Consider the following 12,713-nt stretch of genomic DNA (forward strand, 5'->3'; position numbering starts at 1 on the left):
TATTGTCTGGAGAATAGGAACCATCTGTTGACAGTGCGTCGTCGGTGCTGTCTGCGTTATATGACCTGAATAAGTTTATCCGGGCCAATGTCGCCAATCCTCGTAACCTGCGCGTATGGGGAAACGGCGCAGTATTCGATAATGTTATTCTGCGTGAGTCTTTCCAGCGTGAATGCATTCCGTTGCCGTGGGAAGTGGTACAACGACAGGGACGTACGCACTATCGTTGAGCTTGGTCGCGTAGTTGGCTTTGCTCCTAAGCGTGATATGCCGATTAACGGCGAACGCCACAACGCCTTAGCCGATGCTATCCACCAGGTGAGGTATGTTTCCGCAATTTATCAGCGCTCACTGTTTCCGTAGATGTAATCATTGAAGGAGTTCATGTTTTTACTACCCACGCCCCATTTCTTTATGCAGTTAGCAACACTTTTGTTTATAAGTCTGTTATAGTTCACTTCAAACTCAACATCATCAGAACTTAATCTTTTGTAAGAAATCCCTTTTTTATCATCACATTTAGCAACTATAATTCCCTTTGGATTTTCCAAAACCAAAAAATAGTCAGTGTCTTTATAAAATGACACAGCGGAATGCAAATTAGCATACATCATTCCGCATACAAAAGGAACCGCCATCGTTGCAGGTGAGTACGCCATTATAGCAACATATTTATATATTTCAGGCATAAACCCACCTACCATTTTCACAAACAAAACCAAGATATTAATAGCAACAACAATAAATAAAAACGCCATGTAAATTATGGAAAATACAGAAAAAAAACCAACCACAGGTTCTTTTTCTTTGATTATATATTCAGCCGAAAAAACAGAGAGAACACCAATAAGAAAAAGTTCCATACCAATAACAGGAAGGAATCCTATGATTTTTTTATTACCACTAGATGCGGCTGAGGCAGTTAGCAAACAAAAAGGAATTAAGACAAAAACGAGTACAAAAGATATAATTATAATTGAAAATAGAATAGAGTTGATATCAACTGATATAAATTCAAATGGTATTCCATAGTAAGTTAGCATTCCGAATTGAAACATGTATGCTGACAAATATCCTAGAGCGGTAACAATCGCAAGAACAGGTAATTCTTTTTTTATTCCTAGTTTCATATCAAAACCAATGTCAGAGGAAAATATGGAAGATATACATTTAATCACCGAGAAAGATGTAATGAAAAACCTGGTATCTCTTCTCGGCAAACTTTGTATAACTATCAAAGTAAGCACTGTTTTCCTAAACCAATTCGTACTTATCCTAAGCATACTTAGAAAATGCAGTTAATCAATGGATATTGAATGGCGGCAACTACACTCGCGCCAACTCCGAAGACGTGTTGATCGCCGTTCGCGGCCAGGGCATCGAGCGCGCCAGCGCCTCAGTAAAACAGGTTGTGTTCAGCTGTCTCGGCGAGCACAGCGCGAAACCCTGGGAAGTCCGCCGGCGTCTTGAGTTGCTATATGGCGACGTGTCAAGAATCGAACTATTCAGCCGTGGCGATGCGCCTGGCTGGGATCATTGGGGGAATCAATGCCCAGTAAACAGCCTGCAATTGCTGCCGGCAGCGTTCAGCAAAACGCACTCAGATCAGTAGCGAAACGCTGTAACGACGAACTCCACGCCGCGATTAAGCAACACCCGAAAACCCCTTTCGACACCCTATCCCGCCCTATCATCATGAAGCATTTCGCACAGGTCGAACTGCTCGGCATTTCTTTGCCGCGATTCAACTACACGATCGGCATGCTTAATGGGCGTTTTACAGAGAGATAATCCATGACTAAAAGCAACCTGCCAATTCAGCCAGTATTGATCACCCGGGAAGGTATACAGCAGCAGTTGGGCGGTATATCACGAACCACCTTTTGGCGCAGGAAAAAGCAGTGGGAAAAGGCTGGTACACCGTTCCCGAAACCAGCGCCTGGCACCAATCCAATCCATGGCGGCGAGCAGTATAGATATTGCGACGTTATACGATTTTTCCGCGCTCAAGGCCTCATTGATGAAACGCATGACGCCACATGAGCGGCCCAAATATCCAGCGCATTTTGCTGCTCTTTGAGATATGAATGCTGGTCATATACCGCCAGAACACCACCGAGCTTATGCCCCAGCACCTTTTCGGATACGTGGGGCTCAATCCCTAGTTCGCTCATTTTAGTTTTAGCTGTACGTCGTAGGTCATGCATTGCCCAGTCATGGACTCCCATCTCATTCCTAAGCTGTTCCGCCATGTTCAATAGAACACCTGCTGACATAGGGCGATCGCCCTGCACAATCGCAGGTGGGAACAATTGCGATATGTTCGGGTATAGCGACATAGCCTCCTCAATTAGCTTTGCGGCGTCCCCTGATAGTCCTCTCACAAACGGCTGGCGCGTTTTTGAATTTTCCGCAGGAACGCGCCACGTTCTGTTTTTCACATCAAACTCGCCCTTCTTTGCCTTCCTTAGCTCAACTCCCCGACACCCTGTAAGCAGCAACAATTTAATGAAGATCTTGTTCTGGTGAACAATCCGGGAACCTTCAAGAGCCAACCAAAAAGCTCCTATTTCATCATCGCTGAAATACCGTTTAACCACGCCGACAGGTTTTCCAACGTCGCTAATTCTCAATGCGGCGATCGGATTAACACGAATCTTCTCCGTTCTCAGGCAATACGAAAACACCTGCTTTAGCTTTGAAAGCATGATCCCTGCAAAGGTTTCCGCCCCATTCATTCTCATCCTTTTGAAAACTGGCTGCCAGTGAGATATCTGCATTTCATCCACAATCATATCGCCGACATATGGGATTACATGCCGCTCAAATGCCCTCTCCCAATACTGCAATTTCACGAGGCGCTGAGCCTGAGCGCTGGCAGTCCAATGTGATAGACAGTCTTTCACAGAGGCTGCGCCGGCGATCTCCTCCAGCGTCATGGATTTCACTGTGATGGGGTCTTTCCCTTCGGCCAAGACGCGCTTGGCCTCTTGCACCATATCGCGCGCTTCTTTGAGCGAAATTTCGTCGTAACTTCCAAGCGTCATGCGGCGTGCCTTACCTGCGTACCGGTATCGGTACTGGAAGACAATCAGCCCAAGTGGGGTTATACGGATAGACAGGCCGCCGCCGTCAGGCATCTCGATCAGTTTTGGGATGGGTTTTCCATTAAGCTTGCGGAGTTTGGCATCGGTGAGCACTGTGTACATCTCCAATTATGTACACAGGTATGTACACAATTTTAGTGGCTTGGATTGAAATCACATGAAACGGATTGAATCACTAGCCAATGGCTTTTTCAAGCACCACAGTGAGTTGATGGGGGAATTTGAAACAGAATGAAATCACGTGAACTGCCGAGCATTGCTTACACGACAGATCACATGCAGTACGAAAATTGGATTTTGGGTTTGGTCAGCCAGGTTTCAGATCTCGCCCACAATTGCCAGATTGAAACCTCACTGGGTATACAGAATGGAACGCATACCTTCTCAGCCGCATTCGGCTAAGCGAATAGTATCACTAAAATTGTTCCGGATAAATAAAGCGCCGCCGCCCTCACACTTTCGCTCTATCCGGCGCAAACACGCCTTTCAGATAGCTAAGGGTGGCCAGCAGGCACAGGCCGTAGCCCAGCAGTTCGCATCCCTCTTCCACCATGTTTTTCACCACCCGGTTGTAACCGTCCAGCATCAGCGTTTGCCACAGCGCGCTCATGCCGAACAGGCGTGAAAACACCAGGATGCACAGCAGGCCGGCGCACATCATGCCGTAGCCGGGGTGCGACACGATATAGACCAGGCCGCGCGCCGTAGCCGCAATATGCCTTGCGGCATGCCACAGACAGGCCAAGGCGACCGCCAGCGCGAACCACACCCAGGCGCCGTGCCACAACGCATCGAAAGCGAAGTCCATCTCGCGGATCAGCATGCAGAGAAAGAAGCCGCCAACCAGCAGCCAGGCGGAACGACGCTCGGCCTGTCGCCGAGCCGCGGCGAAGAAACCGCCGGAGATGGCGAGCAGCAACAGCTCCTGCGCCGCTTCGGTCAACGAGGTTTCATGCACGAAGTTATGCAGCCAGTGCACATCGATAAACACCAGGCCGACCAATGCCGCCATGAAGGCGGCGGAAAGCGCGAATGCGCCGATTTTCCCCAGTAAAATATGCAGTTCTTGTTTCATAATCACACTCATTATTATTTACAGCGCATCTATGGTATCCACCTGTTCTCAGGGATCGTGGCAATTGATGCCTAATGCCCTGCGCCGCACGAAAGGTGGTCATTAATTACGCCGAAACAATAAAAAACCCCGGCACCTGGGCCGGGGTAAGGCCAGTCTTTCCTGGCAGTCACTTCATCGTCATCAGTATTCCAGGCTCTCATCCCTATATCATCGAGACGCGCAAAGGAGCCTGAAGATTACGCCTGCGCAGGTGATACCGCGATACGGCGGACATTGGTGTTAACGCCCCACAAGCCGGCCAACGCACTGACCACTGCGCCAATCAACAGCGCAAAGAACGACCACAATGCGGCCCGCGACAATTCGTCCGCAGCAGCGGCAGCCTGTTCGCGCGCCTTCTGTTTCAGCTCCACATACTCCTGTTTTGCCTGATTGATTTTTGCTTCGGCGTCATCCAAACGCTGATTAACCAGCTGCGCAGTTTTATTTTTGGCTTCGACCAAATTCTTCACCGTCTGGTCCACTTCCTGCGGCGTCATATCGGTATTTTCCGCCAAGGCCTTTTTCAGGGCGTCTTGATCCACATCTTGCGAGATGGCCTCACCCTGTTTTTTAAGCTTGGCGACCAGTTGATTAATAATGGCGTCGCTATTGTCAGGCTGAAGTGCCAGAGCTTTTACTGCGTCCGCCAAATCAGTTTTGGCCGCATTCAACTGCTGTTGCATGAATTCAGGCTGCAATGACGGGATACCGCTTTTTTTAAGCGCCGTAACCACATCGCCTTGCAGCTGTTCAGGTTCCAAGGTTGTGTCAATGCCCAACTTGTCAAACACTTTACCGCCGGCGTCCGCCAATCCGGATGCCCCTTTGCCAATCGCTGAACCGGCGCCGGAGAGCAAGCTGCCGGAGGTCGAAGCGATAGCGCCCAGCGCATTGCCGGTCGCCTTCACGGCAGACCCGACCAGCATCCCACCCAGCACCGCCGCCACAATCAGTGACGTCGCCCATACCAGGAAGCCATGAATAAGTCCGTCATTAGCAGCCAAACGCCCGGCAATAAAAGCGCCGGCGGCCAAACTAATAATGATTGAAACAGCGGACCAAATCACTACGGTGGTACCGGCGCCGTTTATCGGATCGTCTGATGTCGGATCCACGATGGAGAATCCAAGACTGGTGCCTAACGTCGACAGCAACAGTGAAACAGCCAATACGGTGATCACGCCGCCGATGACGCTGCCCCAGGAGATTTTTTTCGCCGCTACCCATTCTTTTGCCACTTCCATAGTAAAACTCCTTTTAAGTTTTCGATTATAAAGAAATGCCAGAAAGCCTTACCATTATAGACTCGCTTCATCAATCAGGCGGTTAAAGGGTGAAAACAGTTAAAAATAATTAATGATAATGACTTCAGAAGTGCGTTTACTTTCAGCGGCGCTACGCTGACAGACCGCCTTGGCGTCACTATTCTTACGCTATCCACCAATGAACAAGGTCTTAGCGCACAACATGAACCAGTTACTCGCAGCCCTCATCGTGGCGTGCGCAGCATTGGCGACGTTATATGGGCTGGTGCATTTTGGCGCACGTTCGGTGCCGCGCGCGATTGCGGTCAACGAGGCGCCGCTGGGGTGTGAGGATGAACCTGAGCTCGTCGGCGAGTGCGGCGATGACGATGAGTCTCCCGCCGACGAATTTCGCCGGCCGGCGACGCTGAACGCCCGGGCCGACGGTTAATTAACGTTACGAGCTATCCCCATTGCCGCCAGGCGTACGGCAGGCTAGGCTGTTCAGCTCATGGGCCGCCGTTTGGCGGCTTGAACGTTGCACAGGGAGTCTATTTTATGACGGGTATTTTGCAGTTATTCCAGGCCATCGGACTGGGTTTGGTGCTGCTGTTGCCGCTGGCCAACCCGCTGACCACGGTGGCGTTGCTGCTCGGGTTGTCCGGCAATATGACGCGCGAAGAGCGTAATCAGCAGTCGCTGATGGCCTCGGTTTATGTGTTCTGCATCATGACGGTGGCGTTTTACGCCGGGCAGGTGGTGATGAACACCTTCGGCATTTCGATCCCCGGCCTGCGCATCGCCGGCGGCCTGATCGTCGCCTTCATCGGTTTTCGCATGCTGTTCCCGCAGCAGAGCCCCGAAGACGCGCCGGAGGTGGAGAGCAAGTCGCACGAGCTGCGCCACAAGACGTCGGCCAACATCGCCTTCGTGCCGCTGGCCATGCCGAGCACCGCCGGGCCGGGCACCATCGCGATGATCATCAGCTCGGCATCGAGCGTCAAAGCGAACTCGCTGGGCTTTGAACCCTGGGTGTTGGCCGTGGCACCCGTCGCCATCTTCCTGACGGTCGCGGTGATCCTGTGGGCCTGCCTGCTCAGTTCCGGCGCCATCATGCGGTTGGTCGGGAAAAGCGGCATCGAAGCGATCTCGCGCCTGATGGGCTTCCTGCTGGTGTGCATGGGCGTGCAGTTCATCATCAACGGCGTGCTGGAGATCATCTCCACCTATACACCGGCCGCCGCCTGACCATGAAAAACGGGCGCGACATCGCGCCCGTTGCCGTTATTTCCCCGCCGGCGCCTGCGCGCCCAAAATGCCCTTGCCTTCCGGCACTTCGGTAAAGCGACTGAGGATCTCGCTGTAGGTCTTGGCCGGATCCAAATCCGGGAACTGCGCCGGATAGATAAACTTCGCCAGATACTCCAGCCCGACGATGTTGTACGGGTGGTTGTAGAAGTTATGGTAGATGCCGTAGAACCGCCCTTCCTTCACCGCCGACACCTGCGAGAACCCCGGGCGCTGCTTCATGCGGTTGAAGGCCTCATCCACCTGCTGCTGCGTCACGCCATAGCCGAACGGCACCGCGGCGTTGGTCTTGCTTGCCCACTGCGAGCCGGAAACGATATACGCATCCGGTTTCATGGCGATCACTTTTTCCAGCGCCACGTCGCCGGTCGCGCCCGGCAGCAGCGCAGAACCGATGTTGCGCGCGCCGACCGCTTCGACCAACGCGCCCCAGCCGACGTGCGCATGGGTGAAGCAGCAGGATTCCAGGCCATTCAGGCCGGCCTTGGCTTCGAAGAACACCAACGGTTTGGGTGCCACCGCCTGCGTTTTGGCCAGAATGGCCTGATAATGCTGCTGATAATAATCGGTATATTGCTTGGCTTCGCTTTCACGGTTGAGGGTTTCCCCCAACAGCGTCACGCTTTTCGGCGTGTTTTCCACCGGCTTGAGCATGGTATCGATAAACAGCACCGGCACGTTCAGCGCCTTCAGCTTATCCAGCACGCCGGTTTGGCTCAGCGAAGGCTTGGAGCGCAGTTGGGCGATCATCAGATCGGGGCGCTTGGCGATCACGCTCTCCAGATTCACTTCGCCTTTATCGCTGAATCCCATGTCGATGATGTTTTTCGCCGCCGGCCATTTGCTCTGCAAGATTTCCCAGGTCGCCGCGTCGCTTTTCTTCAGCAGGTTATTCCAGGCCACCAGCCGGCCGAACGGGTTGGCGCGATCGAGCAGCGCCAGCGTGAGAATGTCGCGCCCGTCCTGCACCACGATGCGTTTCGGCTCCTGCGGGAGGGTGACCGTCTGGCCGGAGGTGTCGGTCAGGGTCAACGGATAGGTAGTGGCCATCGCCGGAGAGGCGAGTAAGGCGGCGCAAACCAGCGCCGGCAAAGTGATTCGACGGTGCACGAAAGACTCCTTAGTCATGAATACATTCAGGAAATACTAATGAGAATTGCTTGCATTATCAAAGATAACGCCCGGCATGCCGGCGATTAATTGCAAAGGGATGTGTAAAGGAAGGATAAAAGGCGCGCCGGAGGCGGCGCGCCCAGGGGATCACATCAGGCCGTAGATCAGCGCCGAGAGCGCGATCAGCCCCATCACCAGCACGAAGACGTTGCTCGCCGCGCGATATTGGCGCATGGCCGGCACCGCACGCACGGCGTACATCGGCAGGATGAACAGGATCGCCGCAATCAGCGGGCCGCTGATGGTTTCGATGATATGCAGCGCGCTGGGGTTCCACACCGTAGCCGCCCAGGTGAGCAGGAACAGCGACACCGCCGAGATGCGGTGCGTCATGCGCGAGCTGAGCGGCTTGCCGACCGCGCGCGTGACGCCGTCGATCAGGCTGGTCGCCCCTTCCGTCACCCCCAGCGAGGTGCCGAGATAGGATTTGGCCATCGCCAGCATCGCCATCACCGGGCCAAGGTAGGCGATCAGCGGGTTGGAGAACTTGTTGGCCAGCGTGGTCAGCACCGTGATGTTCTGCTCTTTCGCCTGCAGCATGTCTTCATGAGACAGGCTCAGCACGCAGCTGAACACGAAGAACAGCACGGTAACGCAGATCAGCACATAGCTGTAGCGCATGATGCGCGCGCAGCGGCGTTCCGCCTTGTCGCCGTACAGGCTCTTCTGGGTCGAGGCGAAGGAAGAGATGATCGGCGCATGGCTGAAGGAAAATACCATCACCGGCACGGCCAGCCACAGCGAATGCCACAACCCCGGCGTGTCGAAGCGGGTGGCGGCCAGGCCATGCACGAAGTTGGCGGTATTCCAGCTCGGCATCAGATAGAGCGAAATGCCCATCAGGAATACCAGCAGTGGGAATACCAGCATGCCCATCGCCGCCACGATGCTGTCTTTGCCGCGCAGCAGCACCAGATTGAGCACCACCACCACGGCCAGGCTCAGCCAGAGGCGCGGCAGCGGCGCCACGTGAAACTGATGGATCAGGAAGCTGTCCAGCGCGTTGGTGATCGAAATGCTGTACACCAGCACGATCGGGAAGAACGCCATCAGATACAGCACCATGATGATTTTGCCGGCCAGCACGCCGAAGTGTTCCACCACCACATCGTGAATGTTGCCGTCGCGGCTGGAACCGGAAAGCACGAAGCGGCTGAGCGCGCGGTGCGGCAAATAGGTCAGCGGGAAAGCGAACAGCGCCATCAACAGCAGCACCAGCGGGCCGTTCAGGCCGGCGTTGATCGGCAAGAACAACGTACCTGCGCCCACCGCAGTCGCATAGAGACCGAACATCCAGACGGTGTCGGTTTTGTTCCATTTGGCAGTCTGAGCGGCCGTCAGCGTGCCTGAATCGGGAGAAATCGTACTCATGAGACAGTCTACCTTAATCTGCGGCGACAACGATTGCGCCTAACGGGATATCCTTCTCCGCGAGTTTTTTAATAATAATCAGTGAATTAAAGCGATATTTCATACTTACGCCTGATGAAAGGACGGCAAAGGATAATGAAAAATCCGCTGCGGGTCTATGTTTTATCGGCTGAACGGACGATTTGCGAACACAATCTGCTGAAAAAGCAGGCGGCGGCAGAAAAACTAAGGGCCCCTTGCGGAGCCCTTAAACGGTTTACTTCTTCGCGTCCGGATGGTCCGGCACCTCGGCGCTGCCCATCTCCTTCTCATCGCGGATCATCGAGCGGTCTTTACGCACGTCGGCCACGTCGGAGGCGCTCACCGGTTTGGCGCTGTTGCCCCAGCTGGAGCGGATGAAGTTCACCACGTCCGCCACCTGCTGATCGTTCAAACGCCAGCCAAACGGCGGCATGGTGATGTTGGACACCGCGCCCTGCACCGCCGGCGTGGTGTTGCCGGTCAGCACGATATGGATCAGCGAAGTCGCGTCCTCGGTCTGCACCACCGGATTGCCCTTCAGCGACGGGAAGGCGCGCTTGTAGCCCACGCCGTCGGTGCGGTGGCAGGCCGCGCAGTTATCGACATACAGGGCCGCACCGGGCTTGCTGTCATTCCCGCGCCACAGATCCTTGGCCACGCTGTCTTCGACCGGCGCCGCCTGCTGCTTGCCGTCTTTCGGCGGCAACGATTTCAGGTAGCGCGCAATGGCGGTCAGATCGTCGTCGCTCAGGTATTGCAGGCTGTGCTCCACGACGTCGCTCATGCCGCCGAACACGATGGCTTTGTCGTTACGGCCGGTTTTCAGGAACTCGGTCAGCTCGGCTTCGCTCCAGCTTCCCAGGCCGTCCTTGCGGTCGCCGCGCAGGCTGGAAGCCACCCACCCGTCAATCGGCGCGTTGCTCCCGGACAGGTAGTCGTCGCTTTCGCTGTTGCTCAACGCTTTCTCCTGCATGGTGATGCTGCGCGGGGTATGGCAGGCGCCGCAGTGGCCCAGGCCTTCCACCAGGTAGCGACCGCGCTCAATCACCGGATCGGCCTTGGCGTCGGCGACAAAATCCGCCGGCGACGGCGCAAACATGCCGCGCCAGATGCTCAGCGGCCAGCGCATCGACAGCGGCCACGGGATGTCGGAGTCCTTGTTGGCCTGCTCCACCGGCTGCACGCCGTGCATAAAATAGGCATACATGGCGCGGATGTCGTCCTCTTTCACCAGCGCGAACGACGGGTACGGCATCGCCGGGTACAGGGTGCTGCCGTTTTTGGCTACGCCCTTACGCACCGCGTTGTCGAAATCCTCGAAGCTGTAATCGCCGATGCCGGTTTTCTTGTCCGGCGTAATGTTGGTCGAATAGATGGTGCCGATCGGCGTCTCCATCGCCAGGCCGCCGGCGAAGGTCTTGCCGTTCTTGCCATCGGTATGGCAGGCCACGCAGTCACCGGCGCGCGCCAGGTACTCGCCGCGCTTGATCAGCTCGCTGCTGACGGTGGCGTCCTGCGCCCAAACGGAGAAACTCACTGCACTGAGAACCAGTGCCGGTACAAATGCTTTCATCGTTCGCCGTCCTTATGCCTGCACCAATGGGCCTGGGTTTTTCAGATACTGCTCGCGAATGGCGCGGGCAGACCAATAAGCCAGCGCCGCCACGGTGCCGGTCGGGTTGTAGCCCAGCCCTTGCGGGAAGGCAGATGCGCCGATCGAGAACACGTTGTGCACATCCCAGCTCTGCAGATAGCGGTTGACCGCGCTGGTCTTCGGATCTTCCCCCATCACCGCACCGCCGTTCATGTGGGTGGTCTGGTAGCTGGTGGTATCGAAGTGGCTGTTGGCGTTTTTCGGGCTGCCGGCGATCAGTTTCGGGTTCATCGCTTTGGCGATCGGCGCCATCTTGTCGTACATGAACTGCGCCATCTTGATGTCGTTTTCCTGCCAGTCGAACGTCATGCGCAGCAGCGGCTGGCCGAACACGTTCTTGTAGTTGGGATCGAGATCCAGATAGTTGTTGCGGTACGACTGGTGCGCGCCGTGGGCGTCCATCGAGACGTGGTGGGTGTAGGCATCCGCTACCGCCGCTTTCCACTTGCTGCCCCAGGCCGGGGTACCCGGTGGGGTTGGCAGGCCGGAGATCGGCTTGGTGCCCGCCTGGTTGACCCAGAACGGCGAACCGCCGACAAAGCCTTCTTTGGCGTGATCGAAGTTGTCGGCGTTGAAGTCATCCACGCCCACGCCGTTGCCGCCGGCGCCGATGAACGGGTTGGTAAAGACGTCTTTATCAAAGAACGCCTTGATGGTGGTCATGTTCTGGTAGGCGAAGTTGCGCCCGACCACGCCTTCGCCGGTTACCGGATCGTAAGGCTTGCCGATGCCGGACAGCAGCATCAGGTGCACGTTGTGGAACTGGAACGCGCCCAGGATCACCAGGTCGGCCGGCTGTTCAATCTCACGGCCCTGCGCATCGACGTAGTTCACGCCGGTGGCGCGGGACTTGTCATCGGTCAGGTTGACCTTCAGCACGTTGGCGTTAGTGCGCAGCTCGAAGCGTTTCTCCATGCGCAGCGCCGGCAAGATGTTGACGTTCGGCGAGGCTTTGGAATACATATAGCAGGCGTAGCCGCTGCAGAAACCGCAGAAGTTGCACGGGCCCATCTGCGCGCCGTACGGGTTGGTGTAAGAGTCCGAGGTGTTGGCGGACGGCAGGTTGTAAGGGTGATAACCCACCTCCAGCGCCGCTTTTTCGAACAGCTGGGCGGAGTAGGTGTTTTTCTGCGCCGGCAGCGGGAAGTCGTCGGAGCGATCCGGCGCAAAGCGGTTACCGCCCTTCTGCGCCACTTTCTGCCCTTTGATGGTCCAGGCGGTGCCGGAAGTGCCGAACACTTTCTCCGCTTTGTCGAAGAACGGTTCCAGCTCGTCGTAGGTCACGCCGAAGTCCTGGATGGTCATGTCCTTCGGAATGAAGTTTTTGCCGTAGCGTTCTTCATAATGGCTGCGCATGCGCAGTTCGATCGGATCGACGCGGAAATGTACGCCCGACCAGTGCAGACCGGCGCCGCCGACGCCGGTGCCCGGCAGGAACGCCGCCAGCTGGCGGTAAGGCACCGCGGTCTGGCTGCTGTTGTGGCGAATGGTGACGGTGCTTTTCGACAGATCCTGGAACAGCTTGCGTCGAATGTTATAGGTCAGCTCGTCGATCACCTGCGGATAAGACCCGTCCGGGTAGGTGTCGCGCATCGGGCCGCGCTCCAGCGCCACCACGTTGAGGCCGGCCTCGGTCAGCTCTTTGGCCATGATCGCGCCCACCCAGCCGAAGCCGACGATCACCGCGTCTACTTTTTTCATTACCGTTGCCATGG

The 12,713-nt window shown here is 55.7% G+C and carries 13 protein-coding genes and 1 pseudogene; 6 read left to right on the top strand and 8 right to left on the bottom strand.

What is annotated here, in order from left to right:
- Window positions 1-44 precede the first annotated feature (44 nt).
- On the top strand, window positions 45-230 hold the full coding sequence (locus ACJ8PE_RS14410; protein WP_442536794.1) for a 3'-5' exoribonuclease domain-containing protein: 186 nt from the start codon (window positions 45-47) through the stop codon (window positions 228-230).
- Window positions 142-363, top strand: coding sequence for a 3'-5' exonuclease (locus tag ACJ8PE_RS14415; RefSeq protein ID WP_442536795.1), 222 nt, complete (start codon window positions 142-144; stop codon window positions 361-363). The genes ACJ8PE_RS14410 and ACJ8PE_RS14415 overlap by 89 nt, the downstream gene beginning before the upstream one ends.
- On the opposite strand, the gene ACJ8PE_RS14420 is transcribed toward ACJ8PE_RS14415, so the two are convergent.
- Window positions 342-1,130 carry a hypothetical protein gene (locus tag ACJ8PE_RS14420; protein ID WP_442536796.1) on the bottom strand — a complete coding sequence of 263 codons (789 nt, stop codon included), beginning with the start codon at window positions 1,128-1,130 and terminating at the stop codon, window positions 342-344. The genes ACJ8PE_RS14415 and ACJ8PE_RS14420 overlap by 22 nt on opposite strands.
- Before the next feature lie 182 nt (window positions 1,131-1,312).
- On the opposite strand from ACJ8PE_RS14420, the pseudogene ACJ8PE_RS14425 reads away from it, so the two are divergent.
- Both ACJ8PE_RS14425 and ACJ8PE_RS14430 read left to right on the top strand, forming a co-directional pair.
- Window positions 1,313-1,612: pseudogene (locus ACJ8PE_RS14425) on the top strand (MT-A70 family methyltransferase); the annotation flags it as partial.
- Entirely contained in the window at window positions 1,549-1,791 is a 243-nt protein-coding gene (locus ACJ8PE_RS14430; protein WP_072010254.1) for a hypothetical protein, read from the top strand. The pseudogene ACJ8PE_RS14425 and the gene ACJ8PE_RS14430, both read left to right, overlap by 64 nt.
- A 215-nt stretch (window positions 1,792-2,006) precedes the next feature.
- Here the strand turns inward: ACJ8PE_RS14430 and ACJ8PE_RS14435 are convergent, their stop codons facing one another.
- From ACJ8PE_RS14435 to ACJ8PE_RS14445, 3 genes are all read right to left on the bottom strand, one after another.
- Window positions 2,007-3,209, bottom strand: coding sequence for a tyrosine-type recombinase/integrase (locus ACJ8PE_RS14435; RefSeq protein ID WP_216701410.1), 1,203 nt, complete (start codon window positions 3,207-3,209; stop codon window positions 2,007-2,009).
- 349 nt (window positions 3,210-3,558) lie between these two features.
- Entirely contained in the window at window positions 3,559-4,182 is a 624-nt protein-coding gene (locus ACJ8PE_RS14440) for a hypothetical protein (protein ID WP_047026212.1), read from the bottom strand.
- A gap of 239 nt (window positions 4,183-4,421) precedes the next feature.
- The gene (locus tag ACJ8PE_RS14445; protein ID WP_033642876.1) at window positions 4,422-5,471 is read right to left on the bottom strand and encodes a YrzE family protein; all 1,050 of its coding nucleotides are present in this window, start codon (window positions 5,469-5,471) and stop codon (window positions 4,422-4,424) included.
- Between the two features lie 223 nt (window positions 5,472-5,694).
- Here ACJ8PE_RS14445 and ACJ8PE_RS14450 point away from each other — a divergent pair, with 223 nt between their 5' ends.
- Complete coding sequence (locus ACJ8PE_RS14450) at window positions 5,695-5,922, top strand: hypothetical protein (RefSeq protein WP_197760065.1); 228 nt, start codon at window positions 5,695-5,697, stop codon at window positions 5,920-5,922.
- 107 nt (window positions 5,923-6,029) lie between these two features.
- Window positions 6,030-6,719: a MarC family NAAT transporter gene (locus tag ACJ8PE_RS14455; RefSeq protein ID WP_033652461.1), complete on the top strand. Its 690-nt coding sequence runs from the start codon at window positions 6,030-6,032 to the stop codon at window positions 6,717-6,719.
- 36 nt (window positions 6,720-6,755) lie between these two features.
- Here the strand turns inward: ACJ8PE_RS14455 and ACJ8PE_RS14460 are convergent, their stop codons facing one another.
- The 4 genes from ACJ8PE_RS14460 to ACJ8PE_RS14475 all read right to left on the bottom strand — a co-directional run bounded on the left by ACJ8PE_RS14460 (window position 6,756) and on the right by ACJ8PE_RS14475 (window position 12,711).
- Complete coding sequence (locus ACJ8PE_RS14460; protein WP_072627712.1) at window positions 6,756-7,889, bottom strand: ABC transporter substrate-binding protein; 1,134 nt, start codon at window positions 7,887-7,889, stop codon at window positions 6,756-6,758.
- 150 nt (window positions 7,890-8,039) lie between these two features.
- A complete protein-coding gene (locus ACJ8PE_RS14465) occupies window positions 8,040-9,323 on the bottom strand; it encodes an HAAAP family serine/threonine permease (protein ID WP_089191618.1) in 1,284 nt (427 codons plus the stop codon).
- A 256-nt stretch (window positions 9,324-9,579) separates the two neighbouring features.
- Window positions 9,580-10,917, bottom strand: a complete 1,338-nt coding sequence (locus ACJ8PE_RS14470; RefSeq protein ID WP_197760028.1) for a c-type cytochrome — start codon at window positions 10,915-10,917, stop codon at window positions 9,580-9,582.
- Window positions 10,918-10,929: 12 nt separating this feature from the next.
- Window positions 10,930-12,711 (bottom strand): GMC family oxidoreductase, encoded by a 1,782-nt coding sequence (locus tag ACJ8PE_RS14475; protein WP_004931432.1) that lies wholly within the window; start codon window positions 12,709-12,711, stop codon window positions 10,930-10,932.
- Window positions 12,712-12,713 lie beyond the last annotated feature (2 nt).

Origin of the sequence: Serratia sp. CY74737 (assembly GCF_052166775.1) — a bacterium.
In the GTDB taxonomy this organism is placed as follows: Bacteria; Pseudomonadota; Gammaproteobacteria; order Enterobacterales; family Enterobacteriaceae; genus Serratia; species Serratia ureilytica.